The sequence below is a fragment of the Mobiluncus mulieris genome (assembly GCF_014204735.1).
Lineage (GTDB): Bacteria > Actinomycetota > Actinomycetes > Actinomycetales > Actinomycetaceae > Mobiluncus > Mobiluncus mulieris.
The window spans coordinates 2051301-2068192 of record NZ_JACHMA010000001.1 but is presented as its reverse complement, the minus strand read 5'-3'; the positions used below and the strand labels follow the sequence as shown (position 1 = coordinate 2068192).

Annotated in this window: 16 protein-coding genes; 13 read left to right on the top strand and 3 right to left on the bottom strand. The window is 56.7% G+C overall.

Annotated elements, in window-relative coordinates; translation table 11 throughout:
- Positions 1–14 precede the first annotated feature (14 nt).
- From F4555_RS09165 to F4555_RS09155, 3 genes are all read right to left on the bottom strand, one after another.
- Positions 15–1025, bottom strand: a complete 1011-nt coding sequence (locus F4555_RS09165) for a flagellin N-terminal helical domain-containing protein (protein WP_004014113.1) — start codon at positions 1023–1025, stop codon at positions 15–17.
- A gap of 5 nt (positions 1026–1030) precedes the next feature.
- Positions 1031–4075, bottom strand: coding sequence for a FlgK family flagellar hook-associated protein (locus tag F4555_RS09160; RefSeq protein WP_114989775.1), 3045 nt, complete (start codon positions 4073–4075; stop codon positions 1031–1033).
- A gap of 180 nt (positions 4076–4255) precedes the next feature.
- Entirely contained in the window at positions 4256–4738 is a 483-nt protein-coding gene (locus tag F4555_RS09155) for a flagellar protein FlgN (protein WP_114989774.1), read from the bottom strand.
- A 169-nt stretch (positions 4739–4907) separates the two neighbouring features.
- On the opposite strand from F4555_RS09155, the gene F4555_RS09150 reads away from it, so the two are divergent.
- The 13 genes from F4555_RS09150 (at position 4908) to F4555_RS09090 (ending at position 16890) form a co-directional block, all read left to right on the top strand.
- On the top strand, positions 4908–6269 hold the full coding sequence (locus F4555_RS09150; protein WP_114989773.1) for a sigma-70 family RNA polymerase sigma factor: 1362 nt from the start codon (positions 4908–4910) through the stop codon (positions 6267–6269).
- A gap of 166 nt (positions 6270–6435) precedes the next feature.
- Entirely contained in the window at positions 6436–8148 is a 1713-nt protein-coding gene (gene fliD / locus F4555_RS09145; RefSeq protein WP_115325733.1) for a flagellar filament capping protein FliD, read from the top strand.
- A 97-nt stretch (positions 8149–8245) separates the two neighbouring features.
- On the top strand, positions 8246–8692 hold the full coding sequence (gene fliS / locus F4555_RS09140) for a flagellar export chaperone FliS (RefSeq protein WP_004014114.1): 447 nt from the start codon (positions 8246–8248) through the stop codon (positions 8690–8692).
- Positions 8682–8987 carry a hypothetical protein gene (locus F4555_RS09135; RefSeq protein ID WP_004572182.1) on the top strand — a complete coding sequence of 102 codons (306 nt, stop codon included), beginning with the start codon at positions 8682–8684 and terminating at the stop codon, positions 8985–8987. Before fliS ends, F4555_RS09135 begins: the two co-directional genes overlap by 11 nt.
- A 575-nt stretch (positions 8988–9562) precedes the next feature.
- Positions 9563–9883 (top strand): flagellar basal body rod protein FlgB, encoded by a 321-nt coding sequence (locus F4555_RS09130; protein ID WP_004013709.1) that lies wholly within the window; start codon positions 9563–9565, stop codon positions 9881–9883.
- Complete coding sequence (gene flgC, locus F4555_RS09125; protein WP_004013710.1) at positions 9880–10278, top strand: flagellar basal body rod protein FlgC; 399 nt, start codon at positions 9880–9882, stop codon at positions 10276–10278. The genes F4555_RS09130 and flgC overlap by 4 nt, the downstream gene beginning before the upstream one ends.
- Positions 10279–10284: 6 nt before the next feature.
- Positions 10285–10713: a flagellar hook-basal body complex protein FliE gene (fliE, locus tag F4555_RS09120; protein ID WP_004016062.1), complete on the top strand. Its 429-nt coding sequence runs from the start codon at positions 10285–10287 to the stop codon at positions 10711–10713.
- The gene (gene fliF, locus F4555_RS09115; RefSeq protein ID WP_004572133.1) at positions 10713–12323 is read left to right on the top strand and encodes a flagellar basal-body MS-ring/collar protein FliF; all 1611 of its coding nucleotides are present in this window, start codon (positions 10713–10715) and stop codon (positions 12321–12323) included. The genes fliE and fliF overlap by 1 nt, the downstream gene beginning before the upstream one ends.
- 2 nt (positions 12324–12325) lie before the next feature.
- Positions 12326–13354 carry a flagellar motor switch protein FliG gene (gene fliG / locus F4555_RS09110; protein ID WP_115325734.1) on the top strand — a complete coding sequence of 343 codons (1029 nt, stop codon included), beginning with the start codon at positions 12326–12328 and terminating at the stop codon, positions 13352–13354.
- The gene (locus F4555_RS09105) at positions 13351–14046 is read left to right on the top strand and encodes a FliH/SctL family protein (RefSeq protein WP_255312846.1); all 696 of its coding nucleotides are present in this window, start codon (positions 13351–13353) and stop codon (positions 14044–14046) included. Before fliG ends, F4555_RS09105 begins: the two co-directional genes overlap by 4 nt.
- A gap of 6 nt (positions 14047–14052) precedes the next feature.
- Entirely contained in the window at positions 14053–15378 is a 1326-nt protein-coding gene (locus tag F4555_RS09100) for a FliI/YscN family ATPase (RefSeq protein ID WP_004013715.1), read from the top strand.
- Between the two features lie 10 nt (positions 15379–15388).
- Complete coding sequence (locus tag F4555_RS09095) at positions 15389–15868, top strand: flagellar export protein FliJ (RefSeq protein ID WP_115325735.1); 480 nt, start codon at positions 15389–15391, stop codon at positions 15866–15868.
- Complete coding sequence (locus F4555_RS09090) at positions 15865–16890, top strand: C40 family peptidase (RefSeq protein ID WP_115325736.1); 1026 nt, start codon at positions 15865–15867, stop codon at positions 16888–16890. Before F4555_RS09095 ends, F4555_RS09090 begins: the two co-directional genes overlap by 4 nt.
- Positions 16891–16892: the final 2 nt, after the last annotated feature.

Below are 16892 nucleotides of genomic sequence, written 5' to 3'. Positions count from 1 at the left end.
GCAAATTTGGGAATCTAGCGGAGGTAATCCAGCAGGCTGGGCTGGACTACGCGGCTGGTGGATCCCAGGGCGGCCTGGTAGGCCATGTGTGCCAGGGACATTTCGATGGTAGCGGCCTGGATATCCACGTCCTCGACACCAGAGATTTGGGTTTTCACGGCCTGGATGTCGCTCACGACATTATCCTGAGCTTCGAGCACCTGCTTGTGGCGCGCCCCCAGGTCAGACTGGTTGGTGTGCAACAGTTTTTCCCGGCGGGACAGTTCGCGCTGAATGGCCAGGATTTTTTCGCCCTTCTCTCCGCCCAAATCCCCGGTTTCCATGAGGCGCGCGGCTTCCACCAGCAGGTTCATCACCGAGGGATTGTTACCGTCGTCCACCTCGAAGGATGTGGGCAAGCCGGTTTCATCATCTATCGGGCCGGGAACATACTTGATGGTGCCGGTGCCGAAGAGCTTATTGCCATCCACATTGGCCGGCAAGGTGGTGTAGGCGTTAATACGGCGGTCTACCGGCATGGCGGTGACATTGTCAGCCTCGGTTTGCATGAACTGCAAGTCCCCGTTGGCATCCTTGCCGGTTTTGAACACCACGCCCTTGTCGGAGTTACCGGCGAAGACGGTGCGTCCCAGATAGGTTTTATTGGCCTGGGTCATGATGGCCTGGGCGTTTTGCCGCAGGTCGGCCGCCAGGGCATGGAGGGATTCCTTGCCCATGGCACCGCTGACCGAGTTGATCAGCTTGGTTTTAGAGTGAAGATAGAGTTTCGAGACCGTGTCCATCGCGGAGTCGGCGGTTTGCATCCAGGACTGGGCATCGTCAATATTGCGCTTGTATTGCTCGGTGGCGGCCAGTTCCTTGCGCAGCCGCATCGAGGACACCGAGGAGGCCGGGTCGTCGGAGGCGAACTTCATGCGCTTGCCGGAAGCCATTTTTTCATTGGCATCCGCCAGGCGCTGGAAGTTATTTTGCACATTGGCCAAGGTGTCATTGGCCATCATCGAAGTGGTTACACGGGTTATCATCGCTATCACCGACCTAGGTTAATCAGGGTTTCCAGCATCGAGTTCACAGTGCTGGTGATACGCGCCGCACCCGCATAGGCGTGCTGGCCACGAATCAGGTTCATTACTTCTTCATTCATATCCACGCTGGACTGGCTCTTTTGCTGCTGGTCGGCAATCCGGCGGGTTTGCTCCGCCAGGTTGTAGGAATCGCGCGCCCCAGAGGCGTGCACGCCCACATCCACCACGGATTTACCCCATTCGTTCAAAGTTGAGGTTGCGGAGTCCTGTTGGTTGCCAATCCGCAGCGCCACCGAGCCGTCATAAACCCCGTTCTTGTACACTCCGGCCGCAATCTTCATCGGGTCGTCAATCGCCACCCCGAGACGCAACGCCGGGGGCAGCTTATTGTCAGCCGCCGCAAAGGTAAAGAAATCCCCGCCGTCTTCTTTCTCATTGGTGAAAGTTACGGAACTACCCGGATAGAGCTTTTCTAGTTCACGCACCCTCTTTTGCACCGCGACATCGTATTCCGCATCCGAGCCGAAAATCTTACGTTCCAGCTTCATGTCTTTCAGCGAGAAGTCCTCGGTTGCGCCGCCGGGTTTCTTTTTTTCGACCGTAAGGCCGACCTCGTTACGCCACTCGATTTTATTGTTAGGTGCTGAGGGATTGCCGGGTGCAGGAGCAGCGGCCGTGCTTTTTGTCTCAAATTTATCCTTGAGAATGGTGCCATTGAGATTATTCTTAAGAGTTTCTTCCAGTTGGTCAGCGACACCCTTAACTGGGGGATTCGCAGTAGCGTCACCTCCGATTCGCTTTTTAAACGCCTCTCCTGTTTCGCCTTTTTTAATGCTGACAGAAGCTTTCAAAGCGGGCTGCGAGGCTTTCGGGTCGAACTCCAACTGAACCACGGCTTTACCCAGCGGGTACTTCACGGATTTGACTTTCCAACCGGTGCCTTCCAGGGCTTTGTCGAGTTTAACCCGTTCCTGTTCCACGCGTTCTTTGTATTTGTCAACGGTTTCGTTCGCGTCAGTGGCAATCTCTATCGAGGTTTCTTTGAGTTTCAACCCAACCTCGACAGTGGCACCTACCGGGGTGCCGCCATTATTCAGGGTTCCCTCTCCCGATTTCACTTCATACCCAGCACCGATGAGTGGGGAATTAGACAAATCCTTCCGCAAGGATTCCACCCGCAACTTGAAAGCATCATCAGACTCGCCTTCCTTCTGGGTGAGAGTGGCCAAATACTTAGGAGCAAGCTTTGGATTCGGAATCGTTTTTGGGTTGTTTTCTGAAACTGGTTGCGTCTTGTCAAACTTCGGGTTTTTCACCATCTCCGGTTCGTTACTAGTGTTCACGACCCTGAACGTGGTCGACTTCGTCACCAGGGACTTGGTGTTATTCGGCACCTCGCCCTCGGGCACAGTGACGAAGTTGCCTTTCGCGTCCTTAACCGGGTTTCCATCCTTGTCCAACTTCAGGTTGTTCGCGTGAATCAGGTTGACTTCTTTGGCGATGTTCGCCGCAGCATCGTTGTAGAGTTTACCGGTTTCCGCCCAGCAGCCGCCGCGACCGATAGTGCCGGAGACTCCGGGAACCTCGGCTGGCTTCAGGTTTTGTACCAGCCCGCCGATGCGACCGTCCTCTATCGCCACATTGTGTCCGCCGACCGTCCAGGTCAAACGCACCGGGCCTTCATCGGAAATAAAGTCCCTATCCGAGAAATCCTTGCGGGTCTTCGCAAGTACCTCGTCTTCTGGTTTTTTTGGCACCAATTTGTCGTTGGGAGCTGTGCCTTCCTTTTTCTTCGTGGTCATGACTTTCTCTACGTCATAGAAAGCCACATATTTTTTCCCAATGAGTTTATCCCCGGCAGCGACAGTTTTTTTCGTGGTACCTTCGTAATATTCATCGCCCGCTTTATAAACGCCCACGAAAGCCTGGTATTTCTGAATCTTATGCCCGTGAAATTCAAACTTGGCATTGGGCATGGCTTCTTTGATGGCAGCTTCTTGCTTGGTTGTATCAGTGATTTGACTAAGGATTTTAGCCTGTTCATTGCTAAAATATTTCCGTAGCTCCGCTTCCTGCTTCTGTTGCTTTACCGTTGCATCAGCATCATTGATGGCGGCAACTTTGCCCGCAATGGTAGCGCCCTCGGCATCCAGAACCTTGTCCTGAAGCTCCTTCTCGGCCTTTTGGTACACTTCGCGCGGCGCGGCGTCAATCCCGGGCATGTCCCGCGAGCCGTCGACCTTAAAATGGTTCACGTAGTTTTTGCCGACCATCGAGTTCCCGGCCAGCATAATCTCAATCGAGCCGTCCTCGTAGCCCTTGCCAATCATGGAGGCGTTCGGGGCGTTTTCCGGCGTGTACACGCTGTATCCTTTGCGCACGGTGGCACCGGTCAACTCCGAGATATGCAAAGCGAGTTTGTCGCGCTCGTCAATCAGGTGGTTCACATTGGCGTGCATAGCGGTGCCTTTGCGAATCCGCTCGTTCAAAGCCAGCACGGAATCCATGGTGGTATTCAGGTCGGCTACCAGAGCATCCAACTCCGCGCGCCCGTTCTTCCACAGGTCGTTGATGTGGGTGTAACCGGTTTTGATTTGGTCGACCAAGGCGCGGGCGTTGCCAATCGCGGTGGCGCGCGCCCCCAGGTTATCCGAGGAATTATTCACGTCCCCCCAAGACTTGTAAAACTCGCGCATCGCGTTCGACAGGGATTTCTTGCCCAGTTCGTCCATAGAGGATTCGACGTTCTTCCATCCGCTGGTGATTTCCTTGGTAGAAGCCGCCCGTCCGGTTTCCATCCGCAGTTTCGCGTCTAAGAAAAAATCCCCCAGCCGGCGTTCCCCGGTAATCTCGACCCCGCCGCCTTGCGGCACGGAGCCAGAAAAAATCGACGGTTCGGAACCAATCCCCAGGGCTTTTTGTTCCACGCGTTGGCGGGTATAGCCGGGGGTGTTTTGGTTGATGATGTTCTGCCCGGAGACTTCAATCAGGCGTTGGGCAGCGTACAGGCCGGTCAATCCAGCGTTCAGCGAAGAAAACGTCGAACCCATCGGAGTGTCCTTTCTCTTAGCCCGTGATATTCCTTCGAATCACAATGTTTCCTTGGTCACTCCGAACTATCGGCTCGTAGCCTGCAGATATGAGTTTTATTTCCGAATTGGCCTGACATTTCTGCCCGCCGCCCCGCGCGTCCAGCTGTCCCGCGCGTCCAGCTGTCCCGCCGTCAGCCTTCACAGCGCCTGGTCGATAAAGCTCGCCTGGCCTTCGGCATTTTTGACCGTCCCGTCGGCTCCATAGGTTTCGCCCAGGCCTGGCACGCCCAGCAGGGTTTCTTGCACGGCACGTTGCAGGCTGTTGAGGGTTTCCTGGTTGGCTTGCGTGGTTTGCGCAATCTCGCTGGTCAGCTGCACCAGGGCTTCGCGGTGTTGGGTCAGCAGGGTCTGCCAGGGTTCTTCGGCGGCGGCGGCGATTTCTTTCAGGGAGGCATGAGGTGCCAGCCCCAGTTCCACGGCTACGGCTTCGGCTTCCACGGCTCGCTCTAGTTCCAGGCCTTGGGCTTTGGCTACGGCGGCCTCTAGTTCTTTGGTGGCGCGTGGCAGGAATCGGGATGACCCCGTGGCGACAATCAGGCGCTCTTCTTCGAGTTTAAACAGCATCGATTCCAATATCTCGCGCTGTTTCCACAGTTGGCGCGATAAAGCGTCCAGTGACACGGCCTCTCCTTTCTGGCTGCTGCTACCGGTTTATCTGACCCGGCTTACTCTAAAGTCTAACGCGTCGCCCCGCTGTCGCGCCCCAGCTGTATTCAAAAAACGTCGCTCCAAGCCCAGTTAAAGGGTAAAATGGGGAAGAGTTTACTGTGAAGTTCCGAGGGGAGGCCTGGTGGGAGCCGAATCCGTAGAGCTGGATCGGGATGCTTTAATCGAGAAAAATCTCCCCTTGGTGGGCTACCAGGTCGCGGAGTTGCTGCGACGTGTGCCTTCTTTCGTCCAGCGCGAAGACCTGGCTTCGGCGGGGTCGCTGGCGCTGGTTCAGGCCGCTAAAAGTTATAACCCGGAAACCGGGGTGCCGTTTCACCGTTACGCGGTTTTTCGGATTCGCGGCGCGATGCTTGATGAACTGCGTGCCATGGATTGGGCGACGCGTGGGTCTCGTTCCCGCACCAAGCAGCTAGAGGAAATGACGGCCGCCCTCACGGCCGCTGCGGGTCGCGCGCCGACTCGCGAGGAACTGGCCGTCGCTTTGGGAATCGAGGTGGGACAGGTCGAGGCCGCCCAGCTGGATGCTTCGCGTCGGATGGTTTCGATTGATGTGTCTTATAGCGAGGATGATTCGCGTTCGATAGAGATTGTCGATGATGGCTTGAATCCCGAGGACACAGTGCTAACTGATGAGCGCCTGGTTTACTTGAAGGCGGCGGTAAAGGCGCTGCCGTCACGCCTGCGTTACGTGGTGGAACAGGTGTTTTTTGAAGAGAAATCGGTTAACGAGGTGGCCGCGTCCCTGGGGGTGACCCAATCTAGGGTTTCCCAGTTGCGCACCGAGGCCTTGTCCATGATTCGAGATGGAATGGTGCACCATTTGGAGCCTGACGATGCGGCGGAGGCACCTCATGAACCGCAACAAAAGGTGGGCATCGTCGAGAAGCGCCGCCAGAGCTACCTGAAAAAAGTCGCCGACACCGCCGAGGCTTTGCGCGAGGCGTCCGTCGAGGATTTCGCCGCCGGCGGGGGGACGGGCGCGTTGGGGGGTGCCGTGTCGGGTGGCCAGGTTGCGCCTGTTCATGAGGTGTCATCCGGGGTGGAACCGAAGGCGGAAACGCCGGCCGCCGTGGAATCGGCGGGGTCGCTTGGTTCGGGAGGGGGCAGTAAGGGCGCTTCCGTTCATGAGGTGATGGCACCTCATGAACCCGCGCCCGAAACGAGCCGAGCGAAAACCGGGGCGACACCCCGGAAAACCCCGGCGGTACAGGCGAAACTCGACCCCTTGCGACCCGCGTCCTCGACCACGTCTTTCTTGGCCAGCCGCTCCAAGGGCAGCGCCCAGGCTCGAGCCCAGTTACGCGCCGAAGCCGAGGCGCGCGCCGCCGAGGAAGAAAAACGTAAAAGTAAAGACAAAGTCCGGGCGCGACGAACCCGGAAAACCCCGGCGGCTGAGCCCCCACCCGAACCCTCACCGCAGCCGCCAATGGCCTCTTACCTGGGGGGACTCTCGCTGCGAGCGCATGGAGCCGGCGGCAAGTAGCGGGAGAGACGAAAATCTTGACGAGATTTTCCGGATGTTTTCCTAAATAATTTTAGGGGTTTACCGAAGATAGTTGTTGAGGTAGTGTCTTTGGTGACATGATACTTACGACCCAGGCGTTATCTCAAGGATAAAGCCACGAAAATCCATGGAAGGAGAATAAATCATGGGTATCGCAATAGATGGCATTGGCGGTTTCCCCACCGATGGAATTGTCGACAAGCTGATTGCGCTCGAGAAGCGTCCGGGCTACTTGTTGGCGCAGAAGAAAAAGGACATTGACGACGGCACCAAGGTATTCCAGAATCTCAACGCGCAGTTGGCTTCCTTGACCTCTAATGCGTGGGGAGTCTTTGGGAAGAAGGACAAGTTCGACAAGACCTCCGACCCGATGGATATCTGGGGGGCAGTTAAAGGCTCTTCGAACAACAAGGGCGTGACGGTTGAAGCCAAGACCGGTGCCAAGGTGGGTTCGGTAGAGTTCGATGTGGTGTCCAAGGCCAGTGCCGAGAGGGAAGTGTATGACGCCAAGACGCTGGCGGTTCTGACCGACGAGATGGCTAAGGGTGACGGGTCTTTCTCCATCCATATTGGCAATAAGGTGACCAATATTAAACCCGCCTCGACTTCTATGGAGGACATGGCCAAGGCGATTAACGCGGTTAAGGATGCCGGGGTGTCCGCCACGGTGGTGAAGCTGCGTGGCCAAGACGGCAAAGAAGAAAAGATGCTCCAGATTGTCGGGAGAGACACCGGAAAGAACGAAGGTGACTTCCGAATTTTTGCCGGGGATATCGCCAAAAGTGCGGGTTTGGACAAGGATAAGATTAAGCATGATGCTGCGTCCAAGTCCATCACCTATACTTTTGCCGATTACGGAAAAGCCAAGGCGGCGCTGCGCGACGGAGAAGGGGTTCAGGGTATAAGGGATCTGCATAAGGATGCTACGGATGCGCATATCCGGATGTATGGCAAGGATTACTTTTATGCCTCCAATAAGCTCGAGCTGATGGACAAGGTGACCATCGATATTTCCGGCGTGGAACAGCAGAAGAATGCCGATGGAAAGAACGTTACCGGCAAGGCTCTGCAGTGGGAGACTAAGAGAACCTCGACTGTATCCACTCAGGGTGGAGCGGCTGGTGCTGGAAAACCGAGCAGCACAGATCCTAAACTTGTGGAAAAGGACGGCGTGGAATTTGTCGCGAAGGGGATTAAGGTCAACCTCACCGAGGACGGGGATGTGGCCACTAAGAAGGTTGAATCCATGGTGGGTGCCTTGAACAAGGTCTTGGGCACCCTGCACCAGGGTATGAAGTCGGTGGAAAAGATTCGCCGTGAAGATGACGGCACCGAGAGCAAGTGGAAGGCTCCCGGGGCTTTGTCCAATTCTATCGGGCGCATGGTACAAAGCCAGATTGGCTCCATTATGTCCGACGGCATCACCATTAAGGATGCCAAGGGCAATGACCAGACCTACGCCTTGAAGGATTTGGGTATCGAACTGAATCTGGACAAGGACACCAAGGAAATGTCGATTAAGTTCGATTCCGCTAAGTTCAAGGAACTGATGGAAAAGAGCCCGGAGACTGCCCAGAAGTTGGCTACGGCTTTGGGTGATCGGATTGGCTCGATGGGGTCGCGGCTCTCTGACTCTAAAGAGGGGATTTTGACCAAGTCTATCGAGAGTCGCAAGACTGAAAGCGACTACTACGACCGGCGGATTGACGACTTCCAGCGGCGCATTAACGCCAAGCAAGAGAACATGAAGAAGCAGTACGCCCGGTTGCAAACCGCGCTGGCGGCTTTCGGCCAGAAACAAGCCTGGTTGCAAGGCCAGCTGGCACAGCTTAACGGCGGAATGATGGGTGGCAAGTAAACGCCACAGGTGAAAACTTCATAGACTTCGGCTGGGTGTGGCACATTCCGCGCCCAGCCGAAGTAAGCTTAGGGCTAAGGACTTACACGGAGGAGATATGCAGACTGCGATAAACCGTTTCCAACAGGATTCGATTGTAACCGCCTCGCCCGCTCGGCTGTTGACAATGCTCTATGACCGGCTGTTGCTGGATTTGGGGCGAGCTGAAAATGCCTTGGCGGGCAAGAACCGGGTCGAGGCACACAAGAACCTGACTCATGCCCAAGATATTATCGCGGAGCTAATGTCCTCGCTGCGCATGGATGTGTGGGACGGTGCCGAGGGGCTGATGGCGCTCTATGTCTATGCCATGAAGGAATTGGTTAACGCCAATGTGAACCAGGATGCCACCAAAGCACGCGAGATTCACGAACTGTTCAAACCCTTGGCTGATGCCTGGAAGCAGGCCGCCGCCCAGTTGGAAGCCGAGGAAGCCCGATCCAAGGCTTCGGGTAAGCCGGGGGAAGTTAAGCGCACCGCGAGTGGTGATCTTGGTGTCGGCTGATAATCTCGCGGCGTGGCGTCGCGAATTGGATCGATTGTGGGCGGATATTGCGGCCGCTAAGGATGCGTTGGCGGCGGGAGAGATTCCGGAAACTGACCGGTGGATGGAACCAAAGTTGGGGTCTTTGCCCGCCGAGCTGCGGCTCGAGGCCGAACAGATTCGAGTGGAGCTGGATAATATCAACGTGTTGATTCAAGCTCAAATGGAACAAAACCTTGCTGACCGTGACCGGTTGCGTATGACTGTGAAGCGGCCGCGTGAATCCAAGCCAGTTTACTTGGATACCGAGAGCTGAGCTTGCGTTAGCGCCACATAGTACCAGGTCACCTTTATTTCTGGGAGTTTCCTGGGAATTATCTTTGCTGAGTGATTCCTGAATGATTATAAGCAATGCATTAGTTAATGTAATAAATATCACACCCATCCCTTAAGTCCCGATAATGTTCATGTCTTGAATAGAATAGCGGTGTAGGTAAGGTTTACCGTACGGGTTTGGGGTGGAATCTAATGTCGTAGAGGGAAATACCGCAATAAAGTAAACTCTGGTTAAAGCCGAGTGTGGGAGGTGGTCTGAACCAGAATTCCACCTGGGTAACTTTTCAGAATCCGCGTGAACAGTAGTGATGCACGGGTTTTCTCGACTAAGGAATCGAGATTGCGGTAAAAGTACTGTAAAATTACGGTAGTAATTTTTGAACCTGAAGGAAAGTTGCTATTAGGGTTCGACAAAACGGTCATTTCGGCCGATAATGATAATGTCAGGGCAAGAAGCGTTGAACCACAGCAGGAGATTGTGGGTAATCGGATTTCAGGATGATCCAGTGAAAACTATGTGAGGTTTTCGTGTTTGATTCAATCAACTACATAGCCATGAGGACTGCGCTGGATGGTTTATCGATGCGTCAGCGGGTTATCGCTGACAATATCGCGAATATCCAGACCCCCGGCTTTCTAGCCGGCAAGGTTCGCTTTGAAGATGAACTGGCGCGTGCCACTCGCTTCGGCAACCCGCAAAGTGCTCATATTGCTACTGCGCGTTCCTTGGAACCCACCCGGATTGATGGCAACAATGTCAACCTTGACACGGAAACCATCAGCTCCGTGGATACGGTGCTGCGCTTCCAACTGGCAACCCAAGCAATGAGCGCACACTATAACGGTATCCGCACAGCGATGAGGACAACATCATGACAACCTTTGGAGCTATTGGAATTGCAGGTACGGGCATGACAGTCAACCGTAAGTGGTTGGACTGCATCTCGGATAACATTGCCAATATCAACACCACCAAGCCCATGAACGAAGAGGCTTTCCGAGCCCGCTACGTCGTGGCGCAGGCAGTTGATTACGGCCGTCCCGCCGGAACCATGGTTGCGGGTATCGCCCTGGGTGGCACCGACGGACGTATCGTCTATGACCCCAAAGACCCTAACGCCAACGCCGAAGGCTATGTGCGCCACCCCGATATTGACTTGGGCTCCCAAATGTCACAGCTGATTATGGCGCAAAGGGCATATCAGGCAAACGCGGCGGTGGTGGATCGAGCCAAAGCCACCTACGAGTCAGCCCTGCAAATCGGGAGGTAACGCCTGATGCCTTATCCAGTGGATGGAATCGGTTCTAACCTCTCTGGGCGCCTGCAAGGCTCCCAGCAGATGTCCAATGAAATGGCGCAATCTCTGGGGTTTTCCCGCTCGTACGCCACCCAAGCAGGAGCGGCACGCCTGGGCGCGAATCCTGCTACCTTGCAGCCCACTCGACTTGGGGTGGCTCAAGGTGGGGACATCCGCGATGTGCGGGAAACCTCTTTTGGCAATATCTTTGCTGATGTGGTGGCTAATATGCAGATGCGCGAACGTACCGCCCACCGCTTGGGAGTACAAGCCGTTACCGGTCAACTAAATGATGTTCACGACTACACCATTGCAGCCGCAGAATCCCAGTTGACCATTGAACTGTCTTCCACTATCCGGAACAAGGCAGTTGACATGTTCAACGAAATTATGAGGATGCAAGCCTAATGCCACCGGTTATAGTCAATACTTTAGACAGAGTCAAAGACACGGTTAAGGAATTCACTCTGGCGCAAAAAACCCTGGTTATTATCGGGGTCGCGGTGCTGGTGCTGGGCGGCGTGGTGCTGTACTCGTGGGTTGGACGCCCCAGCTATACTGTCCTGTTTTCCGGTCTGACAGAAAAGGACCAAGCTGCGGTCACCCAACAGCTCGATGCCACCGGGATTAAATACCAGGTTGCCGATAACGGTATCGTGAAAGTGCCCAGCAATGACATCCAGCGGGCACGCATGGATTTGGCGGCTAATAACCTGCCGGCTGAGCCCACCACGGGATACGCCGTTTTGGATAACCTGGGCGTGGCCGCCTCGGATTTCCAACAGCAAATGGCCAAGAAACGCGCTCTAGAAGGCGAGCTAGCCAAAACCATTAATTCGATGGATGTAATCGAAAAATCCTCGGTAGCTTTGGCTATTCCAGCAGAAACAGTGTTTGCCGATCCCAAGAAACCCGTAGCCACCACCGCTTCGGTGACGGTGGAACCCAAAAAAGGGCGCGAGGTTGACAATAACACGGTGCAAGCCATTGTGAATATGGTTTCCGCCTCGATTCCAAACCTCGCTAAAGGCGGGGTGTCCGTGGTGGACACCGCTGGTAACACGCTGTCGGACAAGGTCAGCGCCGGATCGGCTGCCGCCACAGAGACAGAAAAGAGTCTGGTTGCCAAAGCGTTGGCGATGGTGGAACCCCTGGTGGGGGTGGGTAATGCCAAGGTTTCGGCGCATGTCGAGCTAGCCCAGGAAACCGAACAGAAAACCACTCGAGTCTATACCGACCCAGAGGGTGGCGTGAAACAACTGTCGTCTTCCAAGGCCTCCGAGAATTACTCGGGCAGTGGCGCGGTGGTTGCCGGCGTGTTGGGACCGGATAATATCGGCAACCCCTACGAACTGCGTAACGGCAATGGCGGAAAGTACGAAAACAACCAAACCGTCAATAACAATGCCGTCAACGAAGAACTGACCAATACCACCCGTAGCCCCGGGGCAGCGATGAGCAAGACCATCTCGGTGGTGCTGAACCAGGAAACTGCCCGACGTTTGGACATGACCCAGGTACGGGACTCGGTGGCGGCCGCCACGGGGATTAATGCCGCGCGCGGGGATGTCATCAATGTTTCGCGCGCGCCCTTCGACGACACCGCCCAGAAGGCACGGGAGAAGGCCGCCGAGGAAGCCGCAGCGGCGGCAGAGCGCGCCAAGACCACGACTTTGATTCGTCAAGCCGTGATAGCCGGGTTGATTATCCTGTTGCTGATTATTATCGCGGCGGTAGCCAAGAAACGCGCCAAGGCGCGCGAACGTGAAGCGCTGGATCTAGGCGAGCTGGATCAACTGCCAGATCCCTACACCCTTACCCCGCCCGAGGAAGAAGCCCTGGCGATTGAAGCCGCCGAGGTGCCCGAACCGGAACCTGAACCGGAAGAAGAACCAGAACCAGAGCTCGATCCGATTATGCTCAAGCTCGAAGCGAAACGTGAAGAAATCGCGGAGCTGGCTTTGGATAAGCCGCAGCTGGTCGCTGAACAGTTGCGTGCCTGGATGGGAGGTCACTAAACATGGCAGTCGGAGCGCAAGCCTTGGCTCTTAGCGGTTTACAGAAAGCCGCCTTGCTGTTAATCCAAATCGGCAAGGATCGTGCCGCGCGGGTTATGAGCGAAATGAACGACGACGAGGTAGAAGCGCTCTCGGCCGAGATTATGCGCATGTCCAATGTGCCACGCGAGATTTCCGCCGAAGTTATCGATGAATTCTACGAGAATTCGGTGGTGGCAGCCTCGCTGCAACTGGGGCACGGTGGCCTAGACTATGCCCAGAAAGTCTTGGAACAAACCTTTGGCCGGGAAAAAGCCGAGGAAATCATGGAGCGCCTCATGCAAGGCATGCAAGGCCAACCCTTTGACTTCCTGAAATCCGCCGACCCCCGCGAAATCGTGACCTTGGTATCTTCGGAGCATCCCCAGACCATTGCCCTGGTTTTGGCGCATCTGCGCCCCGACCACGCCGCGCGGGTTATGGCCGGGTTGAATCCGAAGCTCCAAGGCGAAGTCGCCTTGCGTATCGCCCAGATGGAACGTGCTAACCCAGAAATGGTGGCCTTGGTAGCGGAATCCCTGCAAAAGAAAGCTGAACAGGTTATCAACTCCGAGGAAATGCAGGCCGTGGGTGGGGTGGAACCCCTGGTGGATATTATCAACCGCGCTGACCCCGGCACTGAAAAAATGATTCTGACGGGACTCGAAGAACATGACGAGGAACTGGCCGACGAAGTACGGTCACGCATGTTCGTTTTCGAAGATATTGTGATGCTCGAAGACCGGGGCATTCAGCTGGTGTTGCGGCAAGTGGACGGGGCGCAACTGGCCTTGGCGCTCAAAGGCACCAACGAAGATTTGCGCTCGCGCATTATGAAGAACCTCTCGGAGCGCGCGCGGCAAAACGTGATGGAAGAAATCGACATGCTTGGCGCGGTGCGCATGAGTCAAGTCCAGGAAGCGCGCGCGGGAATCGTGCAGCTGATTCGCAAGATGGAAGAATCCGGCCAGATAGTAATCCGCCGCGAAGAGGAGGACGAATATGTGGCTTGATCAAGACCTGTTGGAAGTCAAGGAAAACCAGCGACGTGGGGGGGGTGGCGGCCAAGACCGTGCTGCCGGCCGTCAACAATTCCCCGGCCGCAAACTTCCAATTGGCCTCGGCCAGCAACCAAAACAAATCCAACGACAAGTCCTCCCAGGCCTTTGGGTATGCCAAGGGGTTCTCTTCCGGCTGGGCTGCGGGACAAAAACGTGCCACTCGTGAAGCCGAAGCGGAACGCGCGGTTATCTCCGAAGATGCCCGCCTCGCGGAAGAAGCTCGCACCGAAGCCTATGTGGATGCCATGGACGAAATCCAGGCCATGGCCGATGCAATAGAATCGCGCGACGCCCTGGTTGTAGACGAGATGAAATCTGCCCTGATGGAAGCCGCCTTGACCTTGGCGGAAGCCCTGTTGGGAGCGGAGCTATCTGACCGGGAAACCGGGGCGAAATCCGCCTTGAAACGCGCTTTGTCGATGAATGATCCGAAAGAAATCGTCAAAGTAAACATGAACCCACAGGATGTGGAGACGCTGAACAGCCTGGGTGTGGAATGCCCGGTAAAGCTGGTTCCCGATGCTGAACTCGATCCGGGGGATGCGGTCGCGTATATGCCGGAGGGATTGCTGGATGCCAGATTATCCTCGGCCGTGGAACGTGCCCGCGAAGCTCTGGCCACAGTTCAGGCTGCCGAGGAGTGACGCCCTGTGGATTTGCTGACCTCACCAGCATTTACCTCTCTGTTGAATGCGACCAAACCGCAGCGAGTAGGCGAAGTAGAGTCCGTGGTCGGACTCTCGGTACAGGTGCGCGGCCTGGACTGTCGGGTGGGGGAAGTTGTTTTGGTGGGGGATGGCACGGGAACCCCGGCCGAGGTCGTAGCCTTGGATGCCGGGCTGGCTTCGTGTATGCCATTGGATAATTTGGATGGTCTGCGTGTCGGGTCCCCGGTCAGGGGGACGGGGCTGCCGGCCACCGTGCCGGTAGGCCCGGCGCTGCTCGGGCGCGTCATCGACGCGGCCGGGCGGCCGATTGACGGCAAAGGGCCGATATATGTCGCTGACCACGTTCCGATTCACGGCAGTGCGCCCAATGCCTTGGAGCGCGCCCGCATCGACACGCCAGTGGCGATGGGGGTGCGCGTGTTGGATACGCTGGTCACGCTGGGGCGCGGCCAGCGTATTGGCCTGTTTGCCGGTTCTGGGGTGGGTAAATCCACCTTGATGTCCATGATTGCGCGCGGCACTAACGCCGAGGTCTGTGTTATCGCTCTGGTGGGCGAACGCGGCCGCGAGGTGCGCGAATTCCTGGAAGACGACCTGGGCGAGGAAGGCCTGTCGCGTTCCGTGGTGGTGGTCGCAACCTCGGATGAATCCCCCATGTTGCGCAAACGCGCCGCTTTCACCGCGACCCGGGTCGCGGAATATTATCGCGACGCGGGACGCCATGTGCTGCTGATGATGGACTCCCTGACCCGTACCTGTATGGCACAACGCGAGATTGGGCTGTCGGTGGGTGAACCCCCCGCCACGCGCGGATATCCGCCCTCGACGTTTTCCATGATGGCGCAACTGTTGGAGCGTGCCGGCTCGGGCGCGGTCGGCTCGGTCACCGGCATCTATACCGTGCTGGTGGACGGGGATGACCACAATGAGCCCATCGCCGACCAGGCTCGGTCAATCTTGGATGGCCACGTCGTGCTGGATCGAAAACTGGCGGTGGCCGGGCACTATCCCGCCGTCGATGCCCTGGCTTCGATTTCCCGCGTGGCCTCGAAAGTGTGCACCCGGGAACAAAAGGAAGCCGCCACCGCTTTGCGCCAGGTTATGGGGGCGAAACGCGGGGTACAAGATCTGCTGGATGTGGGTGCCTACCAGCAGGGCACCAACCCGGAAGTGGACTTGGCCTTGCAATATGACGAGGAAATCGAGGCCTTTTTGACCCAGAAAACGGACGAAAAGATTACCTTCGATGAAGCCTGGCAACAACTGTTCGATTTGTACCAGTCATTCCAAAAAGAGCAGGCAGCGTAAGGGGGCGTGAATGGTAGAAAGAGCATTTAGATTGCAAGGCTTGCTGAACCTGCGCCACCTGCAAGAAGAACAAGCCAAGGGAAACCTCGCCACCGCGAACGCGGATTTGAACCAGGCCGACCAGAAACTCAAAGCGGCTCGCGGCCGGCTGGGCAATATGACTGCGACCAGCGGTTCCAACCTGGCGGTGGCGGCGGCGATGCGCAACGCTGCCCGGATGCAGATCCAAGAGGGAATCGCCCGCAAGGAATACGCCGAGGCAGTGGTGGAACAACGTCAGCAAGAATGGAAGGGCGCGAAACGATTGGCTGCCACCTTGGAAAAGCTTGAAAATCGTCATAACGAGGCCGTGTTGGCCGATGATTTACACAAGGAACAGATTGTCCTCGACGAGATAGCATCTCAACGGGGCAGCGCCCCGAACGCCACGGATGGCGCTAAAACCAAATTACGCCATGAAGAAATCGAGACCGTGAGAGGACACCAGTGAGCCTGGATGGAGTAGCCAGCGTGCAATCCCGCATTGCCGCTATCCAAGAAAAGATTGCCGCCCTGTCGAACCAGGGGCGGCCGCCGGTAGCTGTTACGGAACTGGGGGGCAAGAACCCCGCGTCTGCCGGTGCCGCCGGGGTTGCCAGTGCCGCCGCCAAGTCCACCAGTCCTTTTGCCAGTGAATACGCCAAACAAATCACTTCGACCGAAGTCGGCAAATCGAGCCTCTTTCATGGGCGCGGCGTTATCCAAGGCCAACCCGGCACCGCCGAAGCCTTTGTCCAGCGTGTGAAATCCTATATTGGGGTGCCCTATGTGTGGGGCGGCACGAATCCGGCCAAAGGCCTGGATTGTTCCGGCCTGGTACAGACCGCTGCTCGCGAGGTCGGGGTGAAACTGCCGCGCGTGACCTATGACCAACAACACGCCGGCGAGGAGGTCGACGGCATCGAGAATGCCCGCCCCGGCGACTTGATTATTTGCCACAAATCGGGGCATGTCGCGGTATATATCGGTGACAACCGGGTGATTCACGCCCCGCGTCCCGGCGAGAATGTGACCGAGGCCAGCGTCAAGGATATGGGGCCGATTGACACGATTCGCCGCGTGATGCGCTCCGAGAACGACCCCGCCCCCACGGTCACGGCGGAGCCCACTGCTGCTGCGACGCGCCGGATGGCTTCTGTGGCGGCTTTGGCGCCGCTAGAGGCGAATGTGGGATTCAACCCGTCGGGGGATTTGGCGTCGACCCTGGTAAACCAGCTTTCGGGGCAAAACCGGGTGTCGGGCGCCTACGGAGGAACCCGGCAGGGCGGGATTGGTACGACTTCGGCCAATGCCGCTTTGCTCAGTCAACTGGTGGGCGCGGGAACAGTCGCGAATCCCGCCCTGAATCCTTTGGCCGGGGCGACCTCGGACGCGATGCCGCCGTTGGGCAGCACTGCTTCGACTGCCGCCTTGAATACTACCGCCCGTTCGCTGGGTGCCATGTCCGCGCTACGTTCCGCCTTGGGGGTGTAAAT

Bases quoted from the DNA above. Each gene is read 5' to 3' on its own strand.
- F4555_RS09165 (WP_004014113.1), bottom strand. From the start codon at position 1,025: ATGATAACCCGTGTAACCACTTCGATGATGGCCAATGACACCTTGGCC.
- F4555_RS09160 (WP_114989775.1), bottom strand. From the start codon at position 4,075: ATGGGTTCGACGTTTTCTTCGCTGAACGCTGGATTGACCGGCCTGTAC.
- fliD (WP_115325733.1), top strand. From the start codon at position 6,436: ATGGGTATCGCAATAGATGGCATTGGCGGTTTCCCCACCGATGGAATT.
- fliS (WP_004014114.1), top strand. From the start codon at position 8,246: ATGCAGACTGCGATAAACCGTTTCCAACAGGATTCGATTGTAACCGCC.
- F4555_RS09130 (WP_004013709.1), top strand. From the start codon at position 9,563: ATGAGGACTGCGCTGGATGGTTTATCGATGCGTCAGCGGGTTATCGCT.
- flgC (WP_004013710.1), top strand. From the start codon at position 9,880: ATGACAACCTTTGGAGCTATTGGAATTGCAGGTACGGGCATGACAGTC.
- fliE (WP_004016062.1), top strand. From the start codon at position 10,285: ATGCCTTATCCAGTGGATGGAATCGGTTCTAACCTCTCTGGGCGCCTG.
- fliF (WP_004572133.1), top strand. From the start codon at position 10,713: ATGCCACCGGTTATAGTCAATACTTTAGACAGAGTCAAAGACACGGTT.
- fliG (WP_115325734.1), top strand. From the start codon at position 12,326: ATGGCAGTCGGAGCGCAAGCCTTGGCTCTTAGCGGTTTACAGAAAGCC.
- F4555_RS09095 (WP_115325735.1), top strand. From the start codon at position 15,389: ATGGTAGAAAGAGCATTTAGATTGCAAGGCTTGCTGAACCTGCGCCAC.